This is a genomic window from Thermocrispum sp. (genome assembly GCF_002919275.1).
In the GTDB taxonomy this organism is placed as follows: domain Bacteria; phylum Actinomycetota; class Actinomycetes; order Mycobacteriales; family Pseudonocardiaceae; genus Thermocrispum; species Thermocrispum agreste.
The window spans coordinates 1-22712 of the sequence record NZ_PKFA01000071.1 but is presented as its reverse complement, the minus strand read 5'-3'; the positions used below and the strand labels follow the sequence as shown (position 1 = coordinate 22712).

Sequence of the window (22712 nt, the reverse complement as noted above, 5' to 3'; positions counted from 1 at the left end):
CGCTACCTCCCTGCCCACATCTGCTGCTGACCCCACTGCGGATAGTGCGACTGCTGACGGTGGTAGTGGTACTGGGTCGCGGGTACCGGCCCGCGGTGCGAGACCGGGGCCGCGGGACGCCGGGCGGTCTTGGGCCGCGGGCGCGGGCGCTCGGCACGCACCCGCACCTTGCTCGCGCTGACCGCGCCGCCTTCCCCGGACACCCGCTCCCGTGGTGTGTTCAGCTCGCGGAACGCCATCACCAGCACGGATCCCAACGGGCGCTCGTGCCCGATGCGCGAGGTGATCAGCCGGGTGATCGCGATCGTGATGACGACTGCCCACGCCGTGGAGAAGAACCCGAACTTGATGCCCAGCTGCCGTTCGGCCGTGAGCACCAGGAGGAACACCACGGCCCCCACGCCCCAGGCGACGTAGCGCGCACGCCAGGGGAAGGTAGCCTTGGGCGGCCCGAGCCACACCGCGTCGACTCGGTACACCTCGTCGTCGGTTCGTATGCGCACTCAGATCCCTGCTTTAGCCCGTGAACAGACCGGAGAGCCACTCTCCGATGTCCACCCCGGCGCCGGACACCGCGAACCCGATGATGGCCAGCGCGACCACCACGCCGCCCACCCGGCGCATCACACCGGCGTTGTCGCCCTTCCCTCCGCCGATCCACAGCAGCAGTACGGCCACGGCGAGCAGCAGCAACGGAACGACGTTCTCCTGCAGCCACAGCTGCAGCCCGCCGGTGCTGATCTCCTTGCCCTGCGCTACCACGTCGGCCAGGGTGGTCATGGTGCTCATCGTGAACTCCGTAGTGCGAGGAGTGTGTCCAAGCGGAGCATCGCACGTGCCCCGCTGCCGGTCCAGGTCGTCAGGGTCGCCAGTTCCGTCACCTAAGGTAGCCTTCCGATCCCGTTCTGTTAAGTCGTCGGCCCGCTCGAGCTGCTCGTCATCACTGCATTGTGACGACCCTCAGGCCGCATTCAATAGTGCGGACCACACCGCCACCATCAGCATCGGAGCCCGGAAACCACTGGATCGGAGCAGCACCTCCTCCCGCGAGCGGGCCGCGCGGTGCCCGCCGCGACATGCCGTCGCCCACCTGTCTCACCACCTCGCCAGTACCGAATCCGATACGGAGAGTAGCGGGCGGACGAGTTGGCATGTAAGCCGGATTCTGTACCCGAAGGTGTACTTCGGGTGGCGGCCATCCATCTGGGCCTGCCGTCGCCGACAGGCTCTAGCGGCCTACCCGCGAGCAGGACGGGCCGCCCTGTCGCTCGCGCAGGCGCCCTGGTGGGCGCCCTCTTGGCCTTGCTCCGGGTGGGGTTTACCGAGCCGCCCCGGTCACCCGGGACGCTGGTGGTCTCTTACACCACCGTTTCACCCTTACCTGAGCACCGGGCCCAGGCGGTCTGTTTTCTGTGGCACTGTCCCGCGGGTCACCCCGGGTTGCCGTTAGCAACCACCCTGCCCTGCGGAGTCCGGACTTTCCTCGACCGGGAGGAGCGCTCCCGGCCGCGGCCGCCCTGCCAACTCGTCCGCTACCTCAGAGTACGAGCCGGGCGTCCGGATGGTTCATTCCGGTCCGTGTCGCGGACCGACCGAGCGTCCGGCCACCCGCCGCGGGGCGCACCGGCCGCTGCACCGAACAGGCCGAGCCGGGCTACTCCAGATGGGCGGTGTCGTTGACCAACCGGACGCAGGCGTGCCCGTCCGGGTAGAACTCCACGACCGACAGGGAAGCGATGTCCAGGTGCAGCCGGAACATCAGCTCCGGCCCCACGTTCAGCGCCATCCGCAGCAGGCACTTGATCGGCGTGACATGCGTCACGACCACGATCGTGCGGCCGCCGTAGCGGGCGAGCAGCTCGTCGCGTGCCCGGCGCACCCGCCCGTGGACGACGTCGAAGCTCTCCCCGCCGGGCGGGGCGACGGAGGTGTCGCCCAGCCAGGCCGCGTGCAGCTCCGTGTCGCGCGCGGCCGCCTCGGCGAACGTCAGGCCCTCCCACTGCCCGAAGTCGGTCTCCAGCAGGCCGGGATGCTGTTCCACGGTCGAGCCGAGCGCGGCCGCGACCTGTTCGGCGGTGGCCACCGCCCGGGACAGCGGCGAGCTGATCACCGGCACCGGACCGTCGGGGGCGTCCTCGCCGGTGCGCCACCTGGCGGGGTTCATGGCGGCGAATCGCTTGGCCGCGGCTTGCGCCTGCGCCCGGCCGTGGTCGGTCAGCGGCACGTCGCCCCGCCCGCTGTACCGGCGCTCCAGCGACATCGCCGTCTCGCCGTGCCGCAGCAGGAACATCCGCGTCGGTGCGCCTTGCGCGCCGGTCCATTGCGCAGGCGCGGGCCGGGAATCCGCCTCGGTGGAGGCCGTCTCCAGCGGGATCATGGTCTGTTCCGGCTCGGGCCGCCGCTTCTCCTGCCGCGCGGACCCTCCCGCGGACTGGGAGTCCATGGCCTGATTGGCCAGCCGGTCGGCACGCGCGTTCTGCGCCCGCGGCACCCACTGGTAGGTCACCTCGTCGAACCGTGCTGCGAGCTGCCGCGCCTGCCCGGCCAACGGCTGCAGCGCCGGGTGCTTGATCTTCCACCGGCCGCACATCTGCTCGACGACCAGCTTGGAGTCCATCCGGACGTCCACCCGCGTCGCCCCGAGTTCGGCCGCGGCCCGCAGGCCTTCGATCAACCCGGTGTACTCGGCGACGTTGTTGGTGGTCACCCCCAGGCCGCCCTGCCGCTCGGCCAGCACCCGCCGGCCGTCGGCGTCCAGCACCACAGCACCGTAACCAGCGGGCCCCGGGTTGCCGCGGGACCCGCCGTCCGCCTCGACGATCACCTGCACGTGGTCACAACCCCGATTCGGCGGTGCGCACCAAGATCGCGCCGCAGTTGTCGCACGTCACGACCTCGTCGTCGGCCGCGGCCTTGACCTTGGACAGCGCCACCCGGTCCAGTTCCAGCTGACATGCCCCGCAGCGCCGGGCGCGCAGCAGGCCGGCGCCTCGGCCGCGCGCCTGCCGCACCCGGTCGTACCGCTCGACCAGCTGCGCGGGCAGCTCCTCGCGCAGCTTCGCCCGCTCCGCCTCGCACTTCTCCTCCGTCCGCGCCAGCTCGGCCTGCGCGGACTCCACGGCGGCGCGCGCCTCGGCGACCTCCTGCTCGGCGGCCGCCACGGCTTCGCCCGACTTGCGCTCGTTGATGCCGACGGCTTCCCGTTGCTCCATCAGCTCGAGCAGGTCGTCCTCCAGCGTCTGCTGCCGCTTCTGCAGCGTGCCGATCTCGTGCTCCAGGTCGGTCAGCTGCTTGGCGGACACCGAGCCGGATTCCATCAGCTTGCGGTCCCGGTCGGCCCGGGCCCGCACCGTCTCGATCTCCCGCTCCCGCCGCTTGACCTCGCGGTCCAGATCCGACGCCAGCATCTGAGCCTGCACCAGCGCGTCCTGCGCGGACCGCAACGCGGCCGCGCGCTCGTCCAGCACCTGTTGCTCGGGCAGATTCTCGCGCCGATGCCGGACGCGGTCCAGCTCACCGTCCAGCTCGGCCAGCTCGAGCAGCCGGGCCTGTGTCGCCGGATCAACCTTCACTGCGCCAATCCTCCCTGCTCGCCTGCCGCTCCGCGGATCGTCCACGGGTCGGTGTTGCGCCGCGAGACGTGAACTTCGACGGTACCCTCGCACGCCGCCCGGATGACGCCTGCCGCCTGCTCGCACCACGGCCATTCGCTGGCCCAGTGCGTGACGTTCACCAGCGCGGGCACGTCGCCGTCCGCGAGGTGCTCGCTCGCGGGATGGTGCCGCAGATCCGCGGTGACGAACGCGTCGACACGCGCAGCGGTGGCCACTCCGAGATAGGAGTCCCCCGCGCCGCCGGACACGGCGACGGTCCTGATCACCCGGTCCGGATCCCCGGCGGCCACCACTCCCGGCTCGGTCGGCGGCAACGCGGCGGCCACCCGGGCGGTGAACTCCCGCAGCGTCATCGCCTCCGGCAGCTCGCCGATGCGGCCGATCCCGACCGGCTCCTCCGGGGTGGCCAGCGGGTGCGTGTTCAGCGGGCGCAGCTCGGTCAGCCCGATGGCTTCGGCCAGCGCGTCGGACACCCCGGGGTTGGCCGCGTCCGCGTTGGTGTGGGCGCAGAACAACGCGATGCCGTTGCGGATCATCCGGTGCACCAGCGAGCCCTTGCGGGTGTCCGCGGCCACCGAGTTCACCCCGCGCAGCAGCAGCGGATGGTGCGCGACGATCAGCTGGGCACCGAGCTGTTCAGCCTCGGCCACGGTGGCACGGACCGGGTCGACGCACACCAGCACGCGCTCCACCTCGTCGTCCGGGTCGCCGCACACCAGGCCGACCGCGTCCCACTCCTCGGCCAGCTCCGGGGGGTAGGCGGCCTGCAGAACTCCGATCAGTTCACGGACCTTCGGCATGCCGGCGATCCTCGCACAGCCGCTCCCCGGGGGCGCGACGGCTGCCCGCCTGGTCACCACCCGTGTGCCCGCGGCCTCATCCGTGCAGGCGACGCCGCCCGGCGGCGGGGCCACTCTCTAGGCTGGCAGGCATGCCAGATCGTGACGCGCGCCTTTCGGTCGTCTTCGTCTGCACCGGCAACATCTGCCGCTCCCCCATGGCCGCCGCGGTGTTCAGCGAGCACCTGCGCCGCGTGGGCCTGGCCGACCGGGTGCGGGTCAGCAGCGCCGGGACCGGTTCGTGGCACGTCGGCGAGCCCGCCGACCCACGGGCCGTCGCGGTGCTGAAGGAACACGGCTACCCGATCACGCACACCGCAGCACAGGTCGGTCCCGAGCATCTGTCCGCGGATCTGCTGGTGGCGCTGGACTCCGGGCATCTGCGCAGCTTGCGGCGGATGACCGAGGACCACGCCCGGATTCGCACGCTGCGGTCGTTCGACCCCGCCGCGGGCGACGACGCCGACGTCCCGGATCCGTACTACGGCAGCGACGACGGCTTCACCGACGTGCTGGAGATGATCGAGGCGGCCATGCCGGGACTGATCGACTGGGTGCGCGAGCGACTGTGAGGGTGGAACAGCTGCCCGACGGGCGTCGCGTGGTGGTCAAGCGCGATCCCAGCGCGCAGGCCGAAGCGGCCGGGCTGCGCTGGCTGGCGGAATCCGGTGACGTGGCCGTGCCGGAGGTGCACGCCGTAGACGGCGACATGCTGCAGACGCAGTACCTGCCGCCGTCGAGCCCGACCGAGGCGGCTGCCCGTGAGTTCGGCGCCGGGTTGGCAGCGCTGCATCTGCGTGGCGCGGACGCATTCGGCTGCCCCCCGCCGGGAGGTCCGGCCGATGCGTGGATCGGGCGGGCCCGCATGCGTAACGAGCCGCGCGAGGACTGGGCCACCTTCTATGCCGAGCTGCGCGTCGAGCCGTACTTGCGGCAGGCGCGCGACAGCGGGGCGTTGAGTTCCGGACAGGCCGCGGTGATCTCCCGGGCGTGCGACGTGCTGCGGGAAGCCGCCGGAGAAGAAAGCGCAGCGGAGCCGCCCGCCCGGTTGCACGGCGACCTGTGGAGCGGCAACGTGCACTTCTCCCAAGGGCGCGCGTGGCTGATCGACCCCGCTGCGCACGGCGGGCACCGGGAGACCGACCTGGCCATGCTGCAGCTGTTCGGCGCTCCCCACCTGACCGTCATCCTGGCCGCGTACGCCGAAGCGGCTGCACAGGCGGGCGCCCCGCTGGCCGACGGATGGCAGGAACGGACGCCGATGCATCAGCTGTTTCCGCTGCTGGTGCACACGGTGCTGTTCGGCGGCGGGTACGCGGCGCAGGCCGAGGCCGCCGCCCGGCGGACACTCGCGCTGGCCTGAGCCGTACGGTGGAATCGTGCGGTTGAGGTTCCTGCTGCAGCCCAGCTGGCTGGCGTTGACGGTGGCCGTCTTCGCCTTCGCCGCTGCCTGCTTCACGCTGCTCGCGCCGTGGCAGCTGGGCAGGCACGACGAGCGCCAGGCCACCAACGACGCGCTGCAAGCCTCGCTGGAGGCACCGCCGCGCCCGTTGGCCGAGGTGCTGCCCGGCGGGGCCGCGCCGGACTCCCGCACCCAGTGGAGCCGGGTGACCATCACCGGCGAATACCTGCCGGAGCACGAACTGGTCGCCAGGCTGCGCACGGTCAACGGCCAACCCGCGTACGAGATCCTCGTCCCGCTGCGCACCGACGACGGGGAGCTGGTGCTCATCGACCGCGGCTACGTGGAACCCGGGGACGATGCACAGTTCGCGAAGTTCCCCCCGGTGCCGGAAGGGCGGGTCACCGTCCAGGCCAGGGCGCGCATCGACGAGCCTCCGACCCGGCCTGCCGAGCCGCGCGGCGAACAGCTGCACGTCTACGGGGTCGGCTCCACGGTGGCGGAGCGGGCCACCGGCCTGGATTTCCGGCCCGGCTACTTCCAGCTGGAACGCAACCAGCCCGGCGCGCTGGAGCCGTTGCCGCTGCCGCAGCTGGAGTCCGGTCCGTTCCTGTCCTACGGCATGCAGTGGATCGCCTTCGGGGTGATGGCGCTCGTCGGCTGGGGGTACTTCACGTGGCGGGAGCTGAAGCCGGGCGGCGCCCTGCACGAAGCCGGTCAGCGGCCACGACGGAAGACGGTGGCCGAGATGCTGGCCGAGGACGACGAAGACACCGGAGAACGCGAAACCACCGAGGCACGCGAAGGCGCCGAGGCCGCACCAGGCGGCGAACAGCCCGCAACCCGCGGGCACCGGGCCAGTTCCGGCGAGGCCGGCGCCAGCGGTGCGGACACCACGAACGCGACCTCGCGCTGACGGTCCGGCAGCACGACCGCGCCGAGCACGGGTCGTCTGCGGGCACGCATTCTCACGGCTCCGCGGCCGCCCACGACTCCAGCATCAACCGGGCGATGGACGAGTTGGTGGGCAGCCGGAGCTCGGCGTCCCCCTCCTTCGGCGGCCGGTCCGCCCTGGCGAACGCGTCCCGGATCTCGTCCCTGGTGAACCAGCGCGCCGTCTCGATCTCCCCTTCGGCAAGCTTCAGCGGGGCGTCCCGATCGGCACGGGCGGCGAAACCGAGCATGATCGACCGCGGGAACGGCCACGGCTGGCTGCCGAGGTAACGCACGTCCCGCACGGTGATGCCGACTTCCTCCCTGATCTCCCGGACCACGCAGGCTTCCAGCGACTCACCTGCCTCGACGAACCCGGCCAGCACCGACCGGGCTCCCGCCGGCCAGCCCGCCCCGCGGGCCAGCAGCACCCGCTCGCCGTTGACGCCGACGTCGTCGTGCACCAGGCAGATGACCGCCGGATCGGTGCGCGGATACTCCTCCCGGCCGCATCCGGTGCAGCGCGAGGCCCAGCCGGCGTGGACGATCTCCGTCGCAGCGCCGCACCGGGCGCAGTGCGCGGCGCGCCGATACCAGCTGCGCAAGGCCAGCGCGGTGGTGAACAGGCCCGCCCCGGTGTCGTCGAGATCGTCGCCGTACTCACGCAGGCCGACCCATCGTTCCCCGTCGGCGAGGATGTGAGTCACCGCCACGCCGAAACGGCCCGGCACCTCGACGACCTGCCCCTCGGGTTCCGGAACGTCGAGCACCGCCCAGTAGTCGGCTTCCGGCGACCGGCCGAGAAAGATCGCACCCTCCGGTGGCTCCGGCGCGATGTCCATGGCTTTGCGGAGCGCCAGACGGCCGTCGTCCTCCAGTACCGGGGTGCGGCCACGCTTGTCCAGCACCAGCACCCGAGCGGTCGGCCACCCTTCGCGAAGGGCATCGCGGTCCTGCCGGAGCCACTCGCTCCGATCCACCGTCACCCGCGCCAGCGCGGGCACGCTGTGCAGCCGGAACGGCTCGGTGCTGCCCGCGGTCACGGCAGGACGACTCCTCCCAGTGCCGCCAGTCCGTCGGTGAGCGCGTCCGGGTCACCGACCACCACGCCGGTGAACCGCTCGGGGGCGAAGAACTCCCGTGCCGCCGCCACCACCTGCTCGGTGGTGACCTGCTGCAGCCGCTGCGGGTGGCCGGTCAGCCAGTCGACCCCGAGCCCCGCCCCGGTGAGCGCGGCCAGCTGCGAGGCCAGCCCGGTCTGCGACGACGTGGAAATCAGCAGCGAGCCGACGGCGTACTGGCGCACCGCGGCGACCTCCTCCTCGCTGGGCGGGACGACCCGCAGCCGGGTGAGCTCGTACCGGGTCTCCATCAGTGCGGCCGCGGTCACCTCGGACGCGGTGTCCGCGTCGATGTCCAACGTCGCGGTCTCCCCGGTGAACTCGAAACCGGAGTGCGCGCCGTAGGTGTAGCCCTTGTCCTCCCGGATGTTCTCCACCAGCCGCGAGGAGAAGTACCCGCCGAAGACCAGGTTGGCCAGCTGCAACGCGGCATACCGTTCGTCGGTGCGCGGCACCGCCTGAGCGGACAGCCTGATCTGCGACTGCACCGCACCGGCACGCGGGACCAGCAGCACGTCGCCACCTTGCACGTCCGGAAGCGGCTGCAACGGGGTGGTTTCCTTCTCCGACGACCAGCCCCCGACCGCGGCGACGACGTCGTCGACCACCTTCTCCGGGTCCAGATCGCCGACCAGGACCAGCACCGACCCTCTGGGCAGCACCGCGGCCGCATGCAGCGCACGCACCGCGTCCGGATCCACGGTGGCCACGTCCTCGGCCTCGGGCATCTCGCGCACCACCGGGTGGTCGCCGTAGCGGCGTCGCTGCAGGGCCTCCCTGGCGATCACCCGCGGCTGGGTGCGGGCCACCGCGATCCGCTCGGCCAGCCGTTCCCGCTCCCTGGCCACCTCGTTGTCCGGGTAGGTGGCGTCGATCAGCACGTCGGCGAGCACGTCCAGCAGCGTCGGCAGGCCTTCCGCCAGCGAGCTGCCCGACACCGACAGCCGCTCCGGGTCGACCGCGGTGCCCAGCTCGCCGCCGATGAGCGCCAGTTCGGTGTCGATCGCCACCCGGTCCCGGCGCGTGGTGCCGGTCAGCAGGGTCTCGGCCAGCACCTCCGCCCGCGCCGAGTGCAGCGGGTCGGTGCCGCCGAACGGGATGCGCAGCCGCAGCTCCACCGTCGGCACGCTGGCGTGCCGCACCGCCAGCACCCGCAGTCCGTTCGGCAGCACCGTGTCCACCGACGCCAGGTCGGCCGCCGGGCGCTGCTCGCCCAGCTCCGGCACCGGTCGCGGGCCGAGGGTGGTGCGGCCGATCTCCTCGGCGCTGCGGTACGACTTCGCCACGGTCACTGGTCCTCCTGCTGGGTCCGGGGTTGCACCAGAAGCACGGCACGGGAATCGGGCCGGAGCGCTTTGGCGGCGGCGGAGACGTCCTCCGGGGTCACCGCGCCGAACTTCTCCGGCAGCTCGTACATCAGCCCGGCGTCGCCGTAGAGCAGTTCGAGCGAGCCCAGCGCAAGCGTGCGCGACATCAGCTTGTCGTGCTCGCCGTGCAGGTTCGCTTTCCACCGCGCAGTCACCTTGGCCAGCTCCTCGGCCGTCGGCGGCGTCGCGGCCAGCTTCTCCAGCTCGTCGTCGACCGCGTCCAGCACCTGCCGGTCGGTGACCTCGGCCGGGTGGATCGCGGTGATGGAGAACGTGTCCGGGTCCCGCGCCTCGAACGGCCCGAACAGGCCCGCGCCCGCGCTGATGTCGGTGACCAGGCCGTCCTTGTGCACCAGCCGCTGCTCCAGGCGGGAGCCGTCGCCGTCGGTCAGCACACCGGCCAGCACCAGGTGGGCCAGGTAGGCGTCCAGCTCCCCGATCGGGTCCGGCATCCGGTAGCCGATGGCCAGCGCGGGCAGCGGGGCGTGGTTGTCCACGTGCGTGCCGCGCTTCTCGGTCTCCGGCCGGGGCTCGGCGAACGACGGCCGCTCCGGCCGCGGCCGGGCAGGCACGTCACCGAAGTGCTTGACCACGAGGTCCTTGGCGTGCGAGACCTCGAAGTCCCCGGCCACCGTCAGCACCGCGTTCGACGGGGCGTAGTAGGTGTCGAAGAACTCGGCACAGTCGTCCAGCGTCGCCTGCTCCAGGTCGACGAAGTCGCCGTAGCCGTTGTGCGCGTTCGGGAACGTCTCGTACAGCACCGGGGGCAGCCAGATCCACGGGAAGCCACCGTAGGGGCGGTTGAGCACGTTCAGCCGGATCTCTTCCTTGACCACGTCGATCTGGTTGGCCAGGTTCTCCGCGGTGAGCTTCGGTGCCCGCATCCGGTCGGCTTCCAGGAACAGCGCGCGCTCCAGCGCCGCGCTCGGCAGCACCTCGTAGTAGTCGGTGTAGTCCGGGTGCGTCGACCCGTTGAAGATCCCCCCGCTGCCCTGCACGTGCCGGAAATGAGCCAGCTTCTCCAAGCTCTCGCTGCCCTGGAACATCAGGTGCTCGAACAGGTGCGCGAAACCGGTGCGCCCTTCCGGCTCGGAACGGAAGCCGACGTCGTAGTGCACGCTCACCGCCACCACCGGCGCGGCTCGATCCGGCGCGAGCACCACCCGGAGGCCGTTGTCGATGGTGAACTTCTCGATCTGCCCCACGGTTCTCCTTCGCATCTTGCGGTTTCTCGCTGCGCCGATGTACCTGCCAACGTACCTGGATCACCCCGGTGCGTGCCCATGGACGTCACGCGTCGGGACGCTGCCGTATGCTCCACCACCATGCCGGAGCCTGACGGATCCGAGTTGACCGGGAAGCCGGACCGTGTCCATCGGCTGGTCGTCGTCGCCGTCTGCGCAGCCATCATCGCAGCACTGGCGGGCGGGATCATCATGCTCGTCGACGTGCTCGGCTCCGACGACCACTCGCCGGCCGCGCAGCATGCCCGCAAGCGGGAGCCGGGCGGGGCGGGCGCGGCGGGGTCGAACCAGACCGCCGGGCCGGAGGCCGAGCCGCCGCGCAAGATCATCAAGCTCGCCGACCACCCGCTGGTGACCACGCCGGGCCTCGGGTTGCCGAACAACGCCTGCCGGTTGCCGGAGTGGGACAACTCGCAGGCGACCGCCAAGCGGTTCTTCCGGGCCGCGACCCGGTGCCTGGACCGGGCGTGGGAGCCGGTGCTGCGCGAACTGGGCCTGCCGTTCACCCCACCGCGGCTGTACTTCCCGGAGGGGCAGAGCTTCGCCAGCGATTGCGGCACCATCGAGGTCGGCATCCAGACCGCGGCCTACTACTGCGAGGGCGAACTGTTCCTGCCGTTCGCCGGGCTGCAGCTGGACCAGTACCAGGACAACCCCGGCGTGTACCTGGCGCTGATCGCCCACGAGTACGGCCACCACGTGCAGGAGCTGGCCGGGATCATGGACGCGGCGTGGCGGCAGATCTACCAGGCGGGCGAGGGCACGGCTCGCGCGCAGGAGATCAGCAGGCGCAAGGAGCTGCAGGCGCAGTGCTTCTCCGGGCTGTTCCTCGGCTCGCACGTGGACCGGGGCGGCTCGATCGACCGGCAGATGTACGACCGGGCCTGGCACGACCAGGAGACCCGCGGGGACGACACGTCCGGCGGCCACGACCACGGCAGCAACGAGAACTACGCGAAGTGGTGGCGCAAGGGCGCGCTGGACAACCGGCTGACCGACTGCAACACGTTCAAGGCTCCGGCAAGCGAGGTCAGCTGACCGTGTGCCGACGGCCCACGCGGCCTGCGACGGCCTACCGGGCTCGGCGCCGCCTGCGGGTGACCAGCCAGGCGTAGAGCCCGCCACTCATGCACGCCAGGCTCATCAACCCCAGCCCGATCGACCTCCGCACGCTGTCGAACCCGGTGACGGTCTGCGCGCTGCGCACCGTCAGCGCGCCGAGCGGAACCTGCGCAGGCACCACGACGTTGAGCTTCTCCCCCTTCTCGTGACCGCACGCGGACAGCGTCGCGTCCCGCTGCTCCTCGCCCAGGGTCACGGTGACCTTCTCGGTGGGGTTGGGCTCGGTGCACGGCGTGGACTCGACGACCTTGGCGGGCACCACTCGCTCGGCGACCGGTTCCTCGGCGAACACCTCGTGCCCGTACGAGCCGGTGACGAACAGCACGACGAAGCCGACAACCGCTGCGAGCAGCACACCGCGCACGGTCGCCGACATCGAGCTCACCTCGCCCGCACCCGATCGCACGCCACGATCGTTCCAGATCGGCATCGGATTCTCAGCCCCCATTCGCCGCGACCTTCACCATCGCAGGCCGCGGCGGTTGCCGCTCACGCATCGCCGGCGGCGGGCACCGAGCGGAGCAGGTCGCGCAGCCCGTCGGCGTCCAGCAGGTCCACCGGGCGCACGGTGCGGTTCGACCGCACGTAGTGGAACGCGGCCCGGACCTTGCCGACCGGTATCCGGTTCAGCGACGCCCAAGCCACCCGGTAGGCGGCCAGCTGCACCGACAGCGCCCGCTGCTGGGATTCCGGTGGCATCTGCCCGGTCTTCCAGTCGACCACCGTCCACCCGCCGTCCGGATCGGCGAACACGGCGTCCATGCGCCCGCGAAGCAGTACTCCGTCCACCTCGCAGACGAACGGCACCTCCACGTCGTACGGCGTGCGATGGGCCCATTCGCTTCGCTCGAAGGCTTCCCGCAGCGCCTCGGCGTCGGCATCGGCCTCCGCATCGGTGTCGGCGGCACCGGGCAGGTCGTCGAAGTCCAGCAGCCGGGCGACGCCGAACCGGCGCTCGAGCCAGGCATGGAAGGCGGTGCCGCGCCTGGCCACCGTGTTCGGCGCTTGCGGCAGCGGCCTGCGCAGCCGGCGGGCCAGCGCGCCGGGGTCCGCGGCCAGGTCGACCAGCTGGCTGACCGACATGTGGTCGGGCAGCACGACCCGGGTGGTCTCCTGCTGGCCGCGAGCGCGCTCGGCCAGCAGCACGTCGGTGTCGGCGGCCCAGCTCTCCGGATCGTCGTCGGGGCCGTGTTCGGAACCGGGGACCTGATCGGCGGCCTCGTCCTGGGCGTCGAGCCGGGCCAGTTCCTCCAGCACCATCGCCGCCCCGGTGGCCACCGCTTCCCGCCGCTGCCCCAGCGGGTCGGCCGGCCAGTGCGCCTCGCGCGTCTGCGCCAGGTACGGGTTCTGCTCCTCGTCCGGCCGTTCCGCCCACTCGACCACCGAGCCGCGTGACGGGTCGTCGCGCAGCTTGTCGGCCACCTCGGTGAGGAACACCGACGGCCCGAGCGGCTTCTTGGCGGTCTCGCCCCACCAGTGCCCGGACAGCAGCAACGTGTGCTCGGACCTGGTCAGCGCGACGTAGCACAGGCGGCGCTCCTCGTCGGCGTGCCGCTGGGCGAAATCTTCCTGGTGGCGCTGAATGGCCTCGGCCACCTGCTTGCGGTCCTCGCCGCCGTGCAGCCGCAGCTCCGGCAGGTCGATCCGGTCGCCGCGCAGCGCGGCGGGCAGTTCGGTCACCGAGGTCAGCCAGCAACCACCCCGCCGCTTCGCGGGGAACACCCCCTCGACCAGATGCGGCACCGCCACCAGCTGCCATTCCAGGCCTTTGGCCGCGTGCACGGTGAGGATCTGCACCCGATCGGTGGCGACCACGACCTCGCCGGGTTCCAGACCGTCCTCGGCGTGCTCGGCCGCGGCCAAGTAGTCGACGAAGGCCGACAACGTCGGCGACGAGGACGATTCCGCGAACTCGGTGACCACGTCCGCGAACGCGTCCAGGTGAACCCGGCCGACGCTGCCCGGCCGGGCGGCCGCCTCCACGTCGAGCAGCATGGTGCGCTCGATGTCGGCGACCAGCTCCGGCAACGTCTGGTCCAGCCGCGAGCGCAGGCCGGCCAGTTCGCGGCTCAGCGCGGTGATGCGCCGGTAGCCCTCCGCCGAGTAGCGCTCGGCCGGGCCGGGGTCGTCGATGGCGTCGACCAGGCCGGTCAGCTCCGCCCGCTCGGCCACCGCCGCGTCCAGCGCCGAGTCCTCGTTGCCCTCCGGCACCGCGGCCAGCTCCCTGGCCCGGCGCCACAGGGCGGCCAGATCGGCCGCGCCGATGCGCCACCGTGCACCGGTGAGCAATCGCGCGGCCGCACTCCCGGCCAGCGGGTCGGCAAGCACCCGCAACGTCGCGACGAGATCCGCCACCTCGGGCTCGGCCAGCAACCCGCCGAGGCCGACGACTTCGACCGGAACCCCGCGCGCTCGCAACTCGGCGGCGATGGGCGCCATGTCCGCTCTGCGGCGGACCAGCACCGCCGCGGTCGGCGGCGATCCGGATGCGGTGGCGGCGTGCCAGCGCTCCGCGATCTCCTCGGCGAGCCAGGCGCGTTCGGCGCCGACGCTCGGCAGGAGAGCACATCGGACATCGGCGCGCGGGGCGCTCGGCAGCGGCCGCAACTCCCCGGCGCCGCTGCTCGCCCGCAACGGCGCCGACACCGCGTTGGCCAGGGCCAGCACCTGCGGTGGGTTGCGGAACGAGGTCAGCAGGCCGTACTTCGCCGCGGGGCGGCCGCCAGAGCGCGGGAAGTCGCTGGTGAATCGGGGCAGGTTGGCCGCGCTGGCACCGCGCCAGCCGTAGATCGCCTGCACCGGGTCACCGACGGCGGTCACCGGCATCGGCGGCGGCTGCGGCGTGCGCCCCGGCTGGGCGCCGAACAGTGCGCGGAGCAGGACACGCTGCGCGTGCCCGGTGTCCTGGTACTCGTCCAGCAGCACCGCGCCGAAGCGCTGTCGTTCGATCTCCACCACCTCGGGGTGTTCGGCGGCCAGCCGCGCGGCCAGCGCCATCTGATCGGCGAAGTCGAGCGCTCCTTCGGCGAACTTGCGCCGCCGGTATTCCTCCACCAGCGGCAGCAGCCGGAGCCGCAGCCGCTGCTGGTCGACGATCCGCTGCAGGTCGGACCGCAGCTGCGCCCGCTGTCCCTTGGCGCGCGGGGCGTTCAGGATCAGGTCGGTCAGCCACTCGGTGTAGGCGCGCAGCTGGTCGACGTCCACCAGGTGCTCACCGAGTTCCCCGGCCAGCTGCAGAACCTGCTCGGTGATGCTCTGCGGGACGTAGTCGGTCTCCAGGTCCTCGTCCCACGAAGCCACGACCTTGTGCGCCAGCTGCCAGCACGCCGTCTCCGACAACAGCCGGACGCCCGGCTGCACCGGAATCCGCAGGCCGTGCTCGGACAGCAGCCGTCCGGCGTAGGCGTGGTAGGTCAGCACCGTGGGCTCGCCCGCCACCAGTGCGGCTTTGATCCCGCCGCTCGGGTCCACCTCGTCGAGCAGGCCGGAGCCGGCCAGCCGCCGCAGCCGGGCCCGCACGCGCTCGCCGAGCTGACGTGCGGCCTTGCGGGTGAACGTGAGGCCCAGGATCCGCTCCGGCGCGACGTAGCCGTTGGCCACCAGCCACACCACCCGTGCGGCCATGGTCTCGGTCTTGCCTGCACCCGCACCGGCCACCACCAGGGCAGGCTCGGCAGGAGCAGCGATGACCGCGGCCTGCTCCGGGGTCGGCCTCGGCAGGCCGAGGGCTTCCGCGATGCGCTCCGGGCTGGCCTGTGCCCGGAGCCGCGGCGATGTGGTCGACGTGGTCATGACGGCACCTGCCTGCCTTCGGGCTGGAGCGGGCAGCAGGCCCGGACCGGGCAGCGGCCGCAGTCCGTGCTCGCCCTGGCGACATACACCGGGCCGACCCCTGCCCTGGCTGCGGACCGAACCCGATGCAGCCACTCCTGCCTGCCTTGCTCGTCCAGCGGCGGCTGGCTGACGACTTTCCCGGCACCGGTCTTCTTGTCCGGTTTGGCCAGATACAGCAGCTGGCCGCCGCCGGGCTCACCGCCGCTGAGCCACACCGCAAGCTGGTAGGTGGCCAGTTGGGTGTGCTCGGCCGCCTCCTGGGCGCTGACCGGTGACTTGCTCGTCTTGATGTCGACGACGACCTGGCGCCCCGAACCGTCCTTCTCCAGCCGGTCCACCCGCCCGCGGATGCGTACCCGCTGCACGCCGTCGGCCGCCGGGGGCAACTCGACCGTGATGTCGAACTCCACGGCCAGTTCGGTCAGCTGGTCGCGGCTGCGCCGCAACCATTCCAGGAAGGCGTCCAGCATGTGGTGCACCCGCTCGCGCTCGCGCCTGGCGAACCAGGGCGCGCCCACGTCCAGCTTGCGCCACGCCGTGTCCAGCTCCTTGCGCAGCTGCTCGACCGTAGCTCCGTCGGCTGCTCGCTGCGCCAGCCAGTGCACCAGCGAGCCGGTCACCGCGGCCAGCTGCGCGGGGTCGGTGCCGCCGTGCCGCTCCAACAGCCACCGCAGTGGGCAGCGATCCAGCAGATCGACGGTCGACGGGGACACGGTCAGCTGCTCGTCCGGCCCGGCAAGCGGCCTGTCGGTGGACGGTTCGGCCAACCCGTACCAGCTGTCCGGGTGCGCGCCGGGCACGCGGGCGGCCGCCAGCCGGGCCAGCTGCCGCGCCGCCCTGCGGCGGCGCCCGGGATCGGCCTGCTCGTCGCAGACGGCGGCACGGAGCTCGCCGACCAGCCGGGACAGCACCAGCGGCCGCTGCACGGCCTGCCCCGCACTGCTGGTCACCTCCACCGGTTCGACGCCCAGCTCGTCGATGAAGCGGGACGGCTGCTCGTCGTCTCCGGCACACGCGCTGACCAGCAGCCGGCTGCGCGCCCGGCTGCAGGCCACGTGGAACAGGCGCCGTTCCTCGGCCAGCACCGGCGCGATCGCGGAAACCGTGTCGGCGTCGACCCCGGACAGCACGTCGACCAACCGCTCGACGCCGAGCAGCGAACCGCGCGGGCGGAGATCGGGCCAGCTGCCTTCCTGCACGGCCGGCACCGCGACGACGGTCCACTCGCGCCCGGCCGCACCGTGCGCCGTGGTCAGCTCCACCCCCGCCGACGTCACCGCCGACGGCGCCAGGCTGTCCCCGGCGATCCGCTGCGACAACAGGTAGTCGGCGAACCCGTCCACCCCTTCCTGCGGGAGACGGTCGGCATACGTCGCCGCGGCGTGGAACAGCGCGACGACGGCGTCCAGCTCGGCGTCCGCCTGGCGGCCGAGCGATCCGCCCCGCTCGGACAGCCGCAGCCACCGCTGCTGCAGCCCGGAGGCCTGCCACATGTCCCAGAGCACCTGCTCGACGTCGGCCTTGCGGTCGATCGCGGCACGGCCTGCCGACAGCACCGCAGCCAGCCTGCGCAGCGGGCCCGCTTCGCTGTCGGCCAGCGCGGTGAGCGGGTCGTTGTCGCGGATGGCCTGGACCAGCAGCTCGTCGCTGGACCGGTCGCCGCCGGTGGTCAGCTCGAGGCGGCGCAGGCCGCGCCGCAACCTGCGCAGCGCGAGCGGGTCCGCGCCGCCGAGCGGTGAGGACAACAGCTCGTCGGCCAGCTCGGGGGTCAGCTGCTCGGGGTGGGCGACCACGCGCAGTGCGGTGAGCAGCGGGCGGACGGCGGGGTTGCGCGCCAGCGGCAGGTGATCGGCGGCCGACGCGATGGGCACTCCGGCCCATCGCAGTGCCCGCTGCAACACCGGGAAGGTCCGGCCGGGAGACCGGACGACGACGGCCATCTCGTCCCAGGGAATGCCGTCGACGAGGTGGGCCCGGCGGAGCTGGTCGGCGACCCATGCCGCTTCCGCGGCCGGGGACCGGAACAGGCGGACCGCGACACCCAGGTCCGGCTGATCCGGCGCGACGTCGGGCACCCGGTGCGGCCGCGGCGCCGCCTCGGCCAGGCGCGCGACGGCCTCACGCACCGAACGCGCCATCCGCCTGCCTTGCCGCAGCGTCACGGTGTGCTTGCCGTCCGGGTCGGCCTCGACGAACTCGACCGGCTCGGCTCCGCGGAAGGAGAACACCGTTTGATCGGCGTCACCCGCCACGACGAACTGCTTCGCGCCGGTGCCGATGAGCCGGATCAGCCGCCACTGCAACGGGGCGAGGTGCTGCGCATCGTCCACGAACAGATGCCGGATGCGCTCGCGCTCCCGAGCCAGCAGCTTGTCGTCGTCCATCAGCGACAGCAATGCCGCCGTCACCAGCTCCGCGGCGTCGTACGCGGCGGCAGGCGGCACCGCCAGCGCACTGCCTCCGGCCGCGCGCAAACGGGTGACCTGCTCGTACTGCTGCCAGAACGTCCCCGCGGCGACCCATTCGTCGCGCTTCTTCCGGCGCCCGAGGCGCACCAGGTCTTCCGGGCTCAGCCCCCGCTCGGCTGCCCGCATCAGCAGATCCCGTAGTTCCTCGGCGAAGCCGGGAACGGTCAGGGCCGGCCTGAGCCGTTCGGGCCAGTAGCTGTCGTGGCCGTCCATGGCGTCCGCCAGATCACCCGCGAGCAGTTCCCGGACCACGGCATCCTGTTCCGGCCCGGACAACAGGCGCGGCGGTGGCGAGCCCTCCTCGGCTGCCTGGGCACGCAGCACGCCGAAGGCGTAGGAGTGGACGGTGCGCACCATCGGCTCCCGGACCGCGCGCGGAGCGGAGGCTTGCTCTCCGGACAGGTGGGTCAACAGGCGGGCGATCTGCGAGCGAAGGGCCTCGGCGGCCTTTCTGGTGCTGGTCAGCACCAGCACACGGTCCGGCCCGTCGTCGAGCATGCGCCGAGCGGCCGCCTCGGCCAGCAGCGACGTCTTGCCCGTGCCGGGGCCGCCGACGACGCGTACGAACCCTTCGCGGCCGTCGAGCAGCTGCTGGGCTTCGCCGTCCCATTGCCAGCCGGCCGGCCGCGCCCGGTCCGCTCTGACGAGCGTCGGCGCCGGTCCACCCGTGGCGCTGGGCATGCCGGGCTCAGCGAGCAGGTGGGGGTCGGGCATGAGTTGATGGAACCATGCCGGGCCGACGGTGTCCGGAGCACACTCCGGGTACGTCCGAGGTCGGTGCCCGGCCGTAGGCTCGGCTCGTGGACGAGGAGCTGCACGAGCGCATCAGGCACGTCGTGGCGAGCATTCCTCCTGGCCGGGTGAGCACCTACGGCGACGTCGCGGCCGTCGCGGGCGCTTCGACGCCTCGGCTGGTCGGCAGGGTGCTGCGGGAAGACGGTCATGACCTGCCGTGGCACCGGGTGCTCCGGGCGGACGGCACCCCTGCCCCGCATCTGCGGCGCGAGCAGCTCGAGCGGTTGCGCGCCGAGGGGGTGCTGGCCGACCGGCAGCGCGTCGACATGCGCACTTATCGCTGGCTGCCCGCCGAGCCGGAGTCGTAGGCGGCTGCCATGCGGCGGACGGCTTCGGCCAGCTCGGCACGCAGGTCGGCGGGCTCGAGCACTTCGATCTCCGGTCCGAAGCGCAGCAGTTCGCCGATCGCCGGCCTGCCCTGTTCGACCGGGAGCTCCACTTCCTGCCAGCCTTCGGCGTCGACATCGGCGCCTGCGGCCTCGGCCTCTTCCACGGCCTTCTGCCCGACCGCGCCGAGATACACCGGTGCCAGCGCGCGCCCCAGCTTCGACATCCGCACGCGCGCGGTGCGTGGGTAGAGCCGCTGCTCGAACTGTTCGGAGAAGGACGACCAGAACTCCGCGAGGTCGAAGCCGGCGGCCACCCGGTCGCGATCGAACTGGCCGAGGACGTCCACCGACTGAATCCGCCCGACACGATAGGTGGTCGCCGTGTTGCCGACCCGCGCCACCAGATACCACTGGCCGGCCTTGAGGACCAGCCCGAGCGGTTCGACCGTCCGCTCGACTTCTCGCCTGCCCCACTTCACGTACCGGATACGCAGTACGCGTTCGTTCCACACCGCATCGGCTACCGCGGCCAGGTGCGGCGGGCTCTCCACGTCGTGGAACCAGCCGGGCACGTCGAGGTGGAAACGCTGGGCAACGGTGTTCGCGCGCGCCCGGAGCTCGGGCGGCAGCGCCGCGCTGAGTTTGAGCTGAGCGGCCGCGAGCGTGGCGCCGAGTCCCAGCTCGGCTGCGGCGTCCGGCAGGCCGGACAGGGCCAGCGCCTGTGCCTCGGCTTCGGTCAGTCCGGTCAGCCTGGTGCGGAAACCGCCGACGAGCTGGATGCCACCGGAGCGTCCGCGCTCGGCGTAGACCGGGACACCCGCGGCTGACAGGGCGTCGATGTCGCGATACACGGTGCGCACCGACACCTCGAGTTCCTGGGCAAGTTGCTCAGCGGTGAGCCTGCCCCGGTTCTGCAGCAACAGGAGCACCGACAGCAGCCGGCTGGCGCGCATGTCGGCAATTCTCCCAGAAAACATGACAGAAGTTGTCAGGAAATGAGCGGACGATGAGCTCATGACCGACAACACCCTCACCGTGCAGACCTGGGACGAGCACATCGTCAGCGGCAGCAAGGGCACGCCACGAGTCGCTCATGCCCACGCCACGTACGAGTACGCCGGGCTCATCGAGGGCGCGTCGATCGCCGACGCTCTGCTCTACTACGCCGAGACCGGTGACGACGGCGACAGCACGTCGTTCGCCTTGGAGCGGATCGAGGGCACAGTGGAGGGGAGGAAGGGCTCGTTCATCGTGCGCCACGAATACCGCATTTCGGCCGCCACGCACCACGTGAGCAGCACGTTCACCGTGGTGCCTGGTTCCGCCACCGGTGAGCTCACCGGGATGACCGGCAGTGGCACGACCTCCGGGTCGTCGCAGACGATGAACTACACCTTCGAGCCCGTTTTCGGCTGAGTCCACCGGGAGCCACCGTGTTGCACGTCGACCGCCAGCAGGTTCTGGCGTTCCGTATCGCCGCTCAGGAGTTGCATCGCCCGCACGACGAGCCGGGAAAGCTCGCCGTGCTGCGGTTGGGGGTGCAGGATGCCTCGCAGGTGGCTGCCCGCCTGGCGCTGGCCACCCGGCTCGCGGGAGACCCGGAACGGTTCGCCGGGGCGGGATTCGCCGAGGAGCTGCGGGCCGCCGACCTGACGCTGGCGTGGTCGCACCGTGGTGCTCCGCATCTGCACCATGCCGCCGATCTTCCGTGGGTGGCCCAGTCGCTGGTGCCGTTGGACGACGGCGACGCGCAGGCCAGAATGGCGTGGCAGCGCCGGGACGTCGCTGAGGCCGGGATGCCGGTCACCGAAGCGTTGACGACGGCGGCCGAGCGGCTGCGCGAGGTCGTTGGGGCCACGATGACCAAGGGCGCGGCCAGCGAGGCGGTGACCAAGGTGTTGCCACCCGGGCTGGTCCGCTGGTGCCGGAGATGTCAAGCCACGCACATCCACGAGCAGCTGATGCGGCTGGCCACGCTGCGTGCGGGTGTCCGGCTCGAACCGGACGTCTCACCGGCCACCTTGACCCCGATCGACGGGTGGGAGGACGTCACGAGGGAGCCCGATCCGGCGACCGGCAGGCGGGTCATCGAGGAGTATCTGCGCGTGCATGGCCCGGCGACCCCGGCCGAAGCGTCCGGCTTCCTGGGGACGACGCAGTCGGTGGCGAAGCGCATGTGGCCCGACGGGCTTGCCGCGGTCGACGTCGACGGGAAGACCGCGTACTTGCCCGAGGACGCGCTTCCGGCGTTGGAGAGCCCCGCCGAGCCCTCGTTCGTGCGGCTGCTTCCTCCGGCCGACCCGTTGCTCCAGGCACGGGACCGGGCGGTCCTGGTGCCGGAGAAGGAGAATCACAAGCAGGTGTGGCGGATCCTCGGCAACCCGGGGGTGGTGGTGGCCGACGGCGAGATCGTGGCCACGTGGCGCGCTCGGGCCCGCGGGCAGCGGCTGGAGGTGACGGTCAGCCCGTTGACCGGCAGGCACCGGCCGGACGTGAGCGAGCTGGAGGCCGAGGCGACGCGGACGGCACGCGCCCGCGGGCTCGACCAGGCGACCGTCGGCTTCGCCTAGCGCGGTGCTCGCGCGCCCACACCCGTGGGTGGCCAGTCAGCGTTCGGGCTGGGTTCAGAACGCCGGCTGGGTAAGGGTGGCTTTCAGGTCGGCAAGCGCTTTGCGGACGTGGTCGGCGGTGGCCGGGCCGCCGTAGAAGCGTTCGTCCCGTCCCTCGCCCACGGTGTAGGTGAGGAAGTGACCCCAGTCCAGCGCGGCGATGTGCAGCGGCCGCTCGGTGTGGATCACCTTGCCGCTGTCGTCGCGGACTCCCACCACGATCTCGATGGCGGGACCGGCTTGGGGACGCTGGATGAAGGACCGCAGCTGCTGGTGCTCGAAGCTCACCGGCGCCACGGCCCCGCGCTCGTTCGCCTCCTTGACGTCGTGCAGGTTCACGCTCACCAGGGGGCCGCTGCCGGGTTGCAGCTCGAGCAGGTCGAGCAGAGCGCCGATGAGGTCGTCGGGGTCGACCTCACGGAAGCGCACGATGTCCGTGCCGGCCTTCTGGTTGCGCTCCCGCACCGCGAGCACTCCGCTCCGGTTCTTCCGGGCGGCCAGGGCGGTGTACTTGCTGTCCTCGACCCGGAAGTCCGCCACGTACTCCAGCGACGGCTCGCACAGGGCAGGAAGCACGTCGAGGACGGCATCCACGGCCCGATTCTTGCTTTCCAGCAGACCGCGGTCGGCGAGTTCCTTGGCCGGATCGGGGCGTGCGTCACCGTCACCGTAGAACACCGCCACCGGCCGCAGGACCGGGTTGAGCCGGCCGGCTCGTTCCCACTCGGCGACCAGCTCGAGGGCATGGGGCGAGGCGGTCAGGATCGGACCGTACACGTCCTAGGCGTCCTTGTCCTTGTACTGGGTGTGCGGCTTCACTTGCTGCGACGACGGCGCTTCGGGCGCCGCACCGATCACCGGGTTGACGACAGTGTGGCCCGTCGTCTCGTCGATGGCCTTGGCGCCCAGCTCGTCGTACTCGACCTTCAGGCCTTCGTCGAACTCTTCCTTGACCGCGTACTTGTCCTTGTGCTCGGAGTCCTCGGCACCCTTGCCACGCTGGCCGGCCGCGCCGGCGACGCCGCCCATGCCGGG

Annotated in this window: 20 protein-coding genes, 1 other RNA gene and 1 pseudogene; 7 read left to right on the top strand and 15 right to left on the bottom strand. The window is 71.9% G+C overall.

Annotation, left to right across the window (positions count from 1 at the left end):
• Positions 1-2: 2 nt before the first annotated feature.
• The 6 genes from CXP56_RS18760 to CXP56_RS18735 form a co-directional block, all read right to left on the bottom strand.
• Positions 3-503, bottom strand: coding sequence for a hypothetical protein (locus CXP56_RS18760; protein WP_084609367.1), 501 nt, complete (start codon positions 501-503; stop codon positions 3-5).
• 13 nt (positions 504-516) lie between these two features.
• Entirely contained in the window at positions 517-789 is a 273-nt protein-coding gene (locus CXP56_RS18755) for a hypothetical protein (protein ID WP_028848959.1), read from the bottom strand.
• A 349-nt stretch (positions 790-1138) separates the two neighbouring features.
• Positions 1139-1528: RNase P RNA component class A (gene rnpB / locus CXP56_RS18750), an RNA gene on the bottom strand.
• A gap of 126 nt (positions 1529-1654) precedes the next feature.
• Positions 1655-2824 carry a bifunctional RNase H/acid phosphatase gene (locus CXP56_RS18745; protein WP_028848958.1) on the bottom strand — a complete coding sequence of 390 codons (1170 nt, stop codon included), beginning with the start codon at positions 2822-2824 and terminating at the stop codon, positions 1655-1657.
• A gap of 10 nt (positions 2825-2834) precedes the next feature.
• Positions 2835-3572, bottom strand: coding sequence for a zinc ribbon domain-containing protein (locus CXP56_RS18740; protein ID WP_028848957.1), 738 nt, complete (start codon positions 3570-3572; stop codon positions 2835-2837).
• Entirely contained in the window at positions 3569-4414 is an 846-nt protein-coding gene (locus CXP56_RS18735; protein ID WP_028848956.1) for a Nif3-like dinuclear metal center hexameric protein, read from the bottom strand. The genes CXP56_RS18740 and CXP56_RS18735 overlap by 4 nt, the downstream gene beginning before the upstream one ends.
• Positions 4415-4545: 131 nt before the next feature.
• Here CXP56_RS18735 and CXP56_RS18730 point away from each other — a divergent pair, with 131 nt between their 5' ends.
• Genes CXP56_RS18730 through CXP56_RS18720 form a run of 3 tightly spaced genes read left to right on the top strand, consistent with a single transcriptional unit; the run spans position 4546 to position 6771 of the window.
• Positions 4546-5025, top strand: coding sequence for a low molecular weight protein-tyrosine-phosphatase (locus CXP56_RS18730; protein ID WP_038045559.1), 480 nt, complete (start codon positions 4546-4548; stop codon positions 5023-5025).
• Positions 5022-5816, top strand: coding sequence for a fructosamine kinase family protein (locus tag CXP56_RS18725; protein ID WP_425426148.1), 795 nt, complete (start codon positions 5022-5024; stop codon positions 5814-5816). The genes CXP56_RS18730 and CXP56_RS18725 overlap by 4 nt, the downstream gene beginning before the upstream one ends.
• 16 nt (positions 5817-5832) lie before the next feature.
• Entirely contained in the window at positions 5833-6771 is a 939-nt protein-coding gene (locus tag CXP56_RS18720) for an SURF1 family cytochrome oxidase biogenesis protein (protein WP_084609366.1), read from the top strand.
• Between the two features lie 52 nt (positions 6772-6823).
• On the opposite strand, the gene nudC is transcribed toward CXP56_RS18720, so the two are convergent.
• The 3 genes from nudC to CXP56_RS18705 are packed head-to-tail and all read right to left on the bottom strand — an operon-like array spanning position 6824 to position 10481.
• Positions 6824-7831, bottom strand: coding sequence for an NAD(+) diphosphatase (gene nudC / locus CXP56_RS18715; protein ID WP_028848954.1), 1008 nt, complete (start codon positions 7829-7831; stop codon positions 6824-6826).
• On the bottom strand, positions 7828-9201 hold the full coding sequence (locus tag CXP56_RS18710) for a M16 family metallopeptidase (RefSeq protein WP_479267958.1): 1374 nt from the start codon (positions 9199-9201) through the stop codon (positions 7828-7830). Before CXP56_RS18710 ends, nudC begins: the two co-directional genes overlap by 4 nt.
• On the bottom strand, positions 9198-10481 hold the full coding sequence (locus tag CXP56_RS18705; RefSeq protein WP_028848952.1) for a M16 family metallopeptidase: 1284 nt from the start codon (positions 10479-10481) through the stop codon (positions 9198-9200). Before CXP56_RS18705 ends, CXP56_RS18710 begins: the two co-directional genes overlap by 4 nt.
• Before the next feature lie 120 nt (positions 10482-10601).
• On the opposite strand from CXP56_RS18705, the gene CXP56_RS18700 reads away from it, so the two are divergent.
• Entirely contained in the window at positions 10602-11558 is a 957-nt protein-coding gene (locus tag CXP56_RS18700) for a neutral zinc metallopeptidase (RefSeq protein WP_051310431.1), read from the top strand.
• Positions 11559-11592: 34 nt separating this feature from the next.
• Here CXP56_RS18700 and CXP56_RS18695 read toward each other — a convergent pair whose 3' ends face one another.
• From CXP56_RS18695 to CXP56_RS18685, 3 genes are all read right to left on the bottom strand, one after another.
• Positions 11593-12018 carry a hypothetical protein gene (locus tag CXP56_RS18695; protein WP_156899381.1) on the bottom strand — a complete coding sequence of 142 codons (426 nt, stop codon included), beginning with the start codon at positions 12016-12018 and terminating at the stop codon, positions 11593-11595.
• Positions 12019-12131: 113 nt separating this feature from the next.
• On the bottom strand, positions 12132-15434 hold the full coding sequence (locus CXP56_RS18690) for an ATP-dependent helicase (protein WP_051310429.1): 3303 nt from the start codon (positions 15432-15434) through the stop codon (positions 12132-12134).
• Positions 15431-18658, bottom strand: a complete 3228-nt coding sequence (locus tag CXP56_RS18685) for an ATP-dependent helicase (protein ID WP_245566736.1) — start codon at positions 18656-18658, stop codon at positions 15431-15433. The genes CXP56_RS18690 and CXP56_RS18685 overlap by 4 nt, the downstream gene beginning before the upstream one ends.
• An 86-nt stretch (positions 18659-18744) precedes the next feature.
• On the opposite strand from CXP56_RS18685, the gene CXP56_RS18680 reads away from it, so the two are divergent.
• Positions 18745-19047 (top strand): MGMT family protein, encoded by a 303-nt coding sequence (locus CXP56_RS18680; RefSeq protein WP_028848948.1) that lies wholly within the window; start codon positions 18745-18747, stop codon positions 19045-19047.
• On the opposite strand, the gene CXP56_RS18675 is transcribed toward CXP56_RS18680, so the two are convergent.
• Positions 19014-20021, bottom strand: coding sequence for a helix-turn-helix transcriptional regulator (locus CXP56_RS18675; protein WP_286902186.1), 1008 nt, complete (start codon positions 20019-20021; stop codon positions 19014-19016). The genes CXP56_RS18680 and CXP56_RS18675 overlap by 34 nt on opposite strands.
• 61 nt (positions 20022-20082) lie before the next feature.
• Here CXP56_RS18675 and CXP56_RS18670 point away from each other — a divergent pair, with 61 nt between their 5' ends.
• Complete coding sequence (locus CXP56_RS18670; protein WP_028848946.1) at positions 20083-20484, top strand: DUF3224 domain-containing protein; 402 nt, start codon at positions 20083-20085, stop codon at positions 20482-20484.
• A gap of 17 nt (positions 20485-20501) precedes the next feature.
• The gene (locus CXP56_RS18665) at positions 20502-21638 is read left to right on the top strand and encodes a winged helix DNA-binding domain-containing protein (protein WP_286902185.1); all 1137 of its coding nucleotides are present in this window, start codon (positions 20502-20504) and stop codon (positions 21636-21638) included.
• 54 nt (positions 21639-21692) lie between these two features.
• Here the strand turns inward: CXP56_RS18665 and CXP56_RS18660 are convergent, their stop codons facing one another.
• Positions 21693-22454: an ESX secretion-associated protein EspG gene (locus CXP56_RS18660; protein ID WP_028848945.1), complete on the bottom strand. Its 762-nt coding sequence runs from the start codon at positions 22452-22454 to the stop codon at positions 21693-21695.
• Between the two features lie 3 nt (positions 22455-22457).
• A pseudogene (locus tag CXP56_RS18655) lies at positions 22458-22712 on the bottom strand (hypothetical protein); the annotation flags it as partial.

Coding starts and splice junctions, on each gene's coding strand:
- CXP56_RS18755 (WP_028848959.1), bottom strand. CDS start 789: ATGAGCACCATGACCACCCTGGCCGACGTGGTAGCGCAGGGCAAGGAG.
- CXP56_RS18735 (WP_028848956.1), bottom strand. CDS start 4,414: ATGCCGAAGGTCCGTGAACTGATCGGAGTTCTGCAGGCCGCCTACCCC.
- CXP56_RS18730 (WP_038045559.1), top strand. CDS start 4,546: ATGCCAGATCGTGACGCGCGCCTTTCGGTCGTCTTCGTCTGCACCGGC.
- CXP56_RS18700 (WP_051310431.1), top strand. CDS start 10,602: ATGCCGGAGCCTGACGGATCCGAGTTGACCGGGAAGCCGGACCGTGTC.
- CXP56_RS18695 (WP_156899381.1), bottom strand. CDS start 12,018: ATGTCGGCGACCGTGCGCGGTGTGCTGCTCGCAGCGGTTGTCGGCTTC.
- CXP56_RS18690 (WP_051310429.1), bottom strand. CDS start 15,434: ATGACCACGTCGACCACATCGCCGCGGCTCCGGGCACAGGCCAGCCCG.
- CXP56_RS18685 (WP_245566736.1), bottom strand. CDS start 18,658: ATGCCCGACCCCCACCTGCTCGCTGAGCCCGGCATGCCCAGCGCCACG.
- CXP56_RS18675 (WP_286902186.1), bottom strand. CDS start 20,021: ATGCGCGCCAGCCGGCTGCTGTCGGTGCTCCTGTTGCTGCAGAACCGG.
- CXP56_RS18670 (WP_028848946.1), top strand. CDS start 20,083: ATGACCGACAACACCCTCACCGTGCAGACCTGGGACGAGCACATCGTC.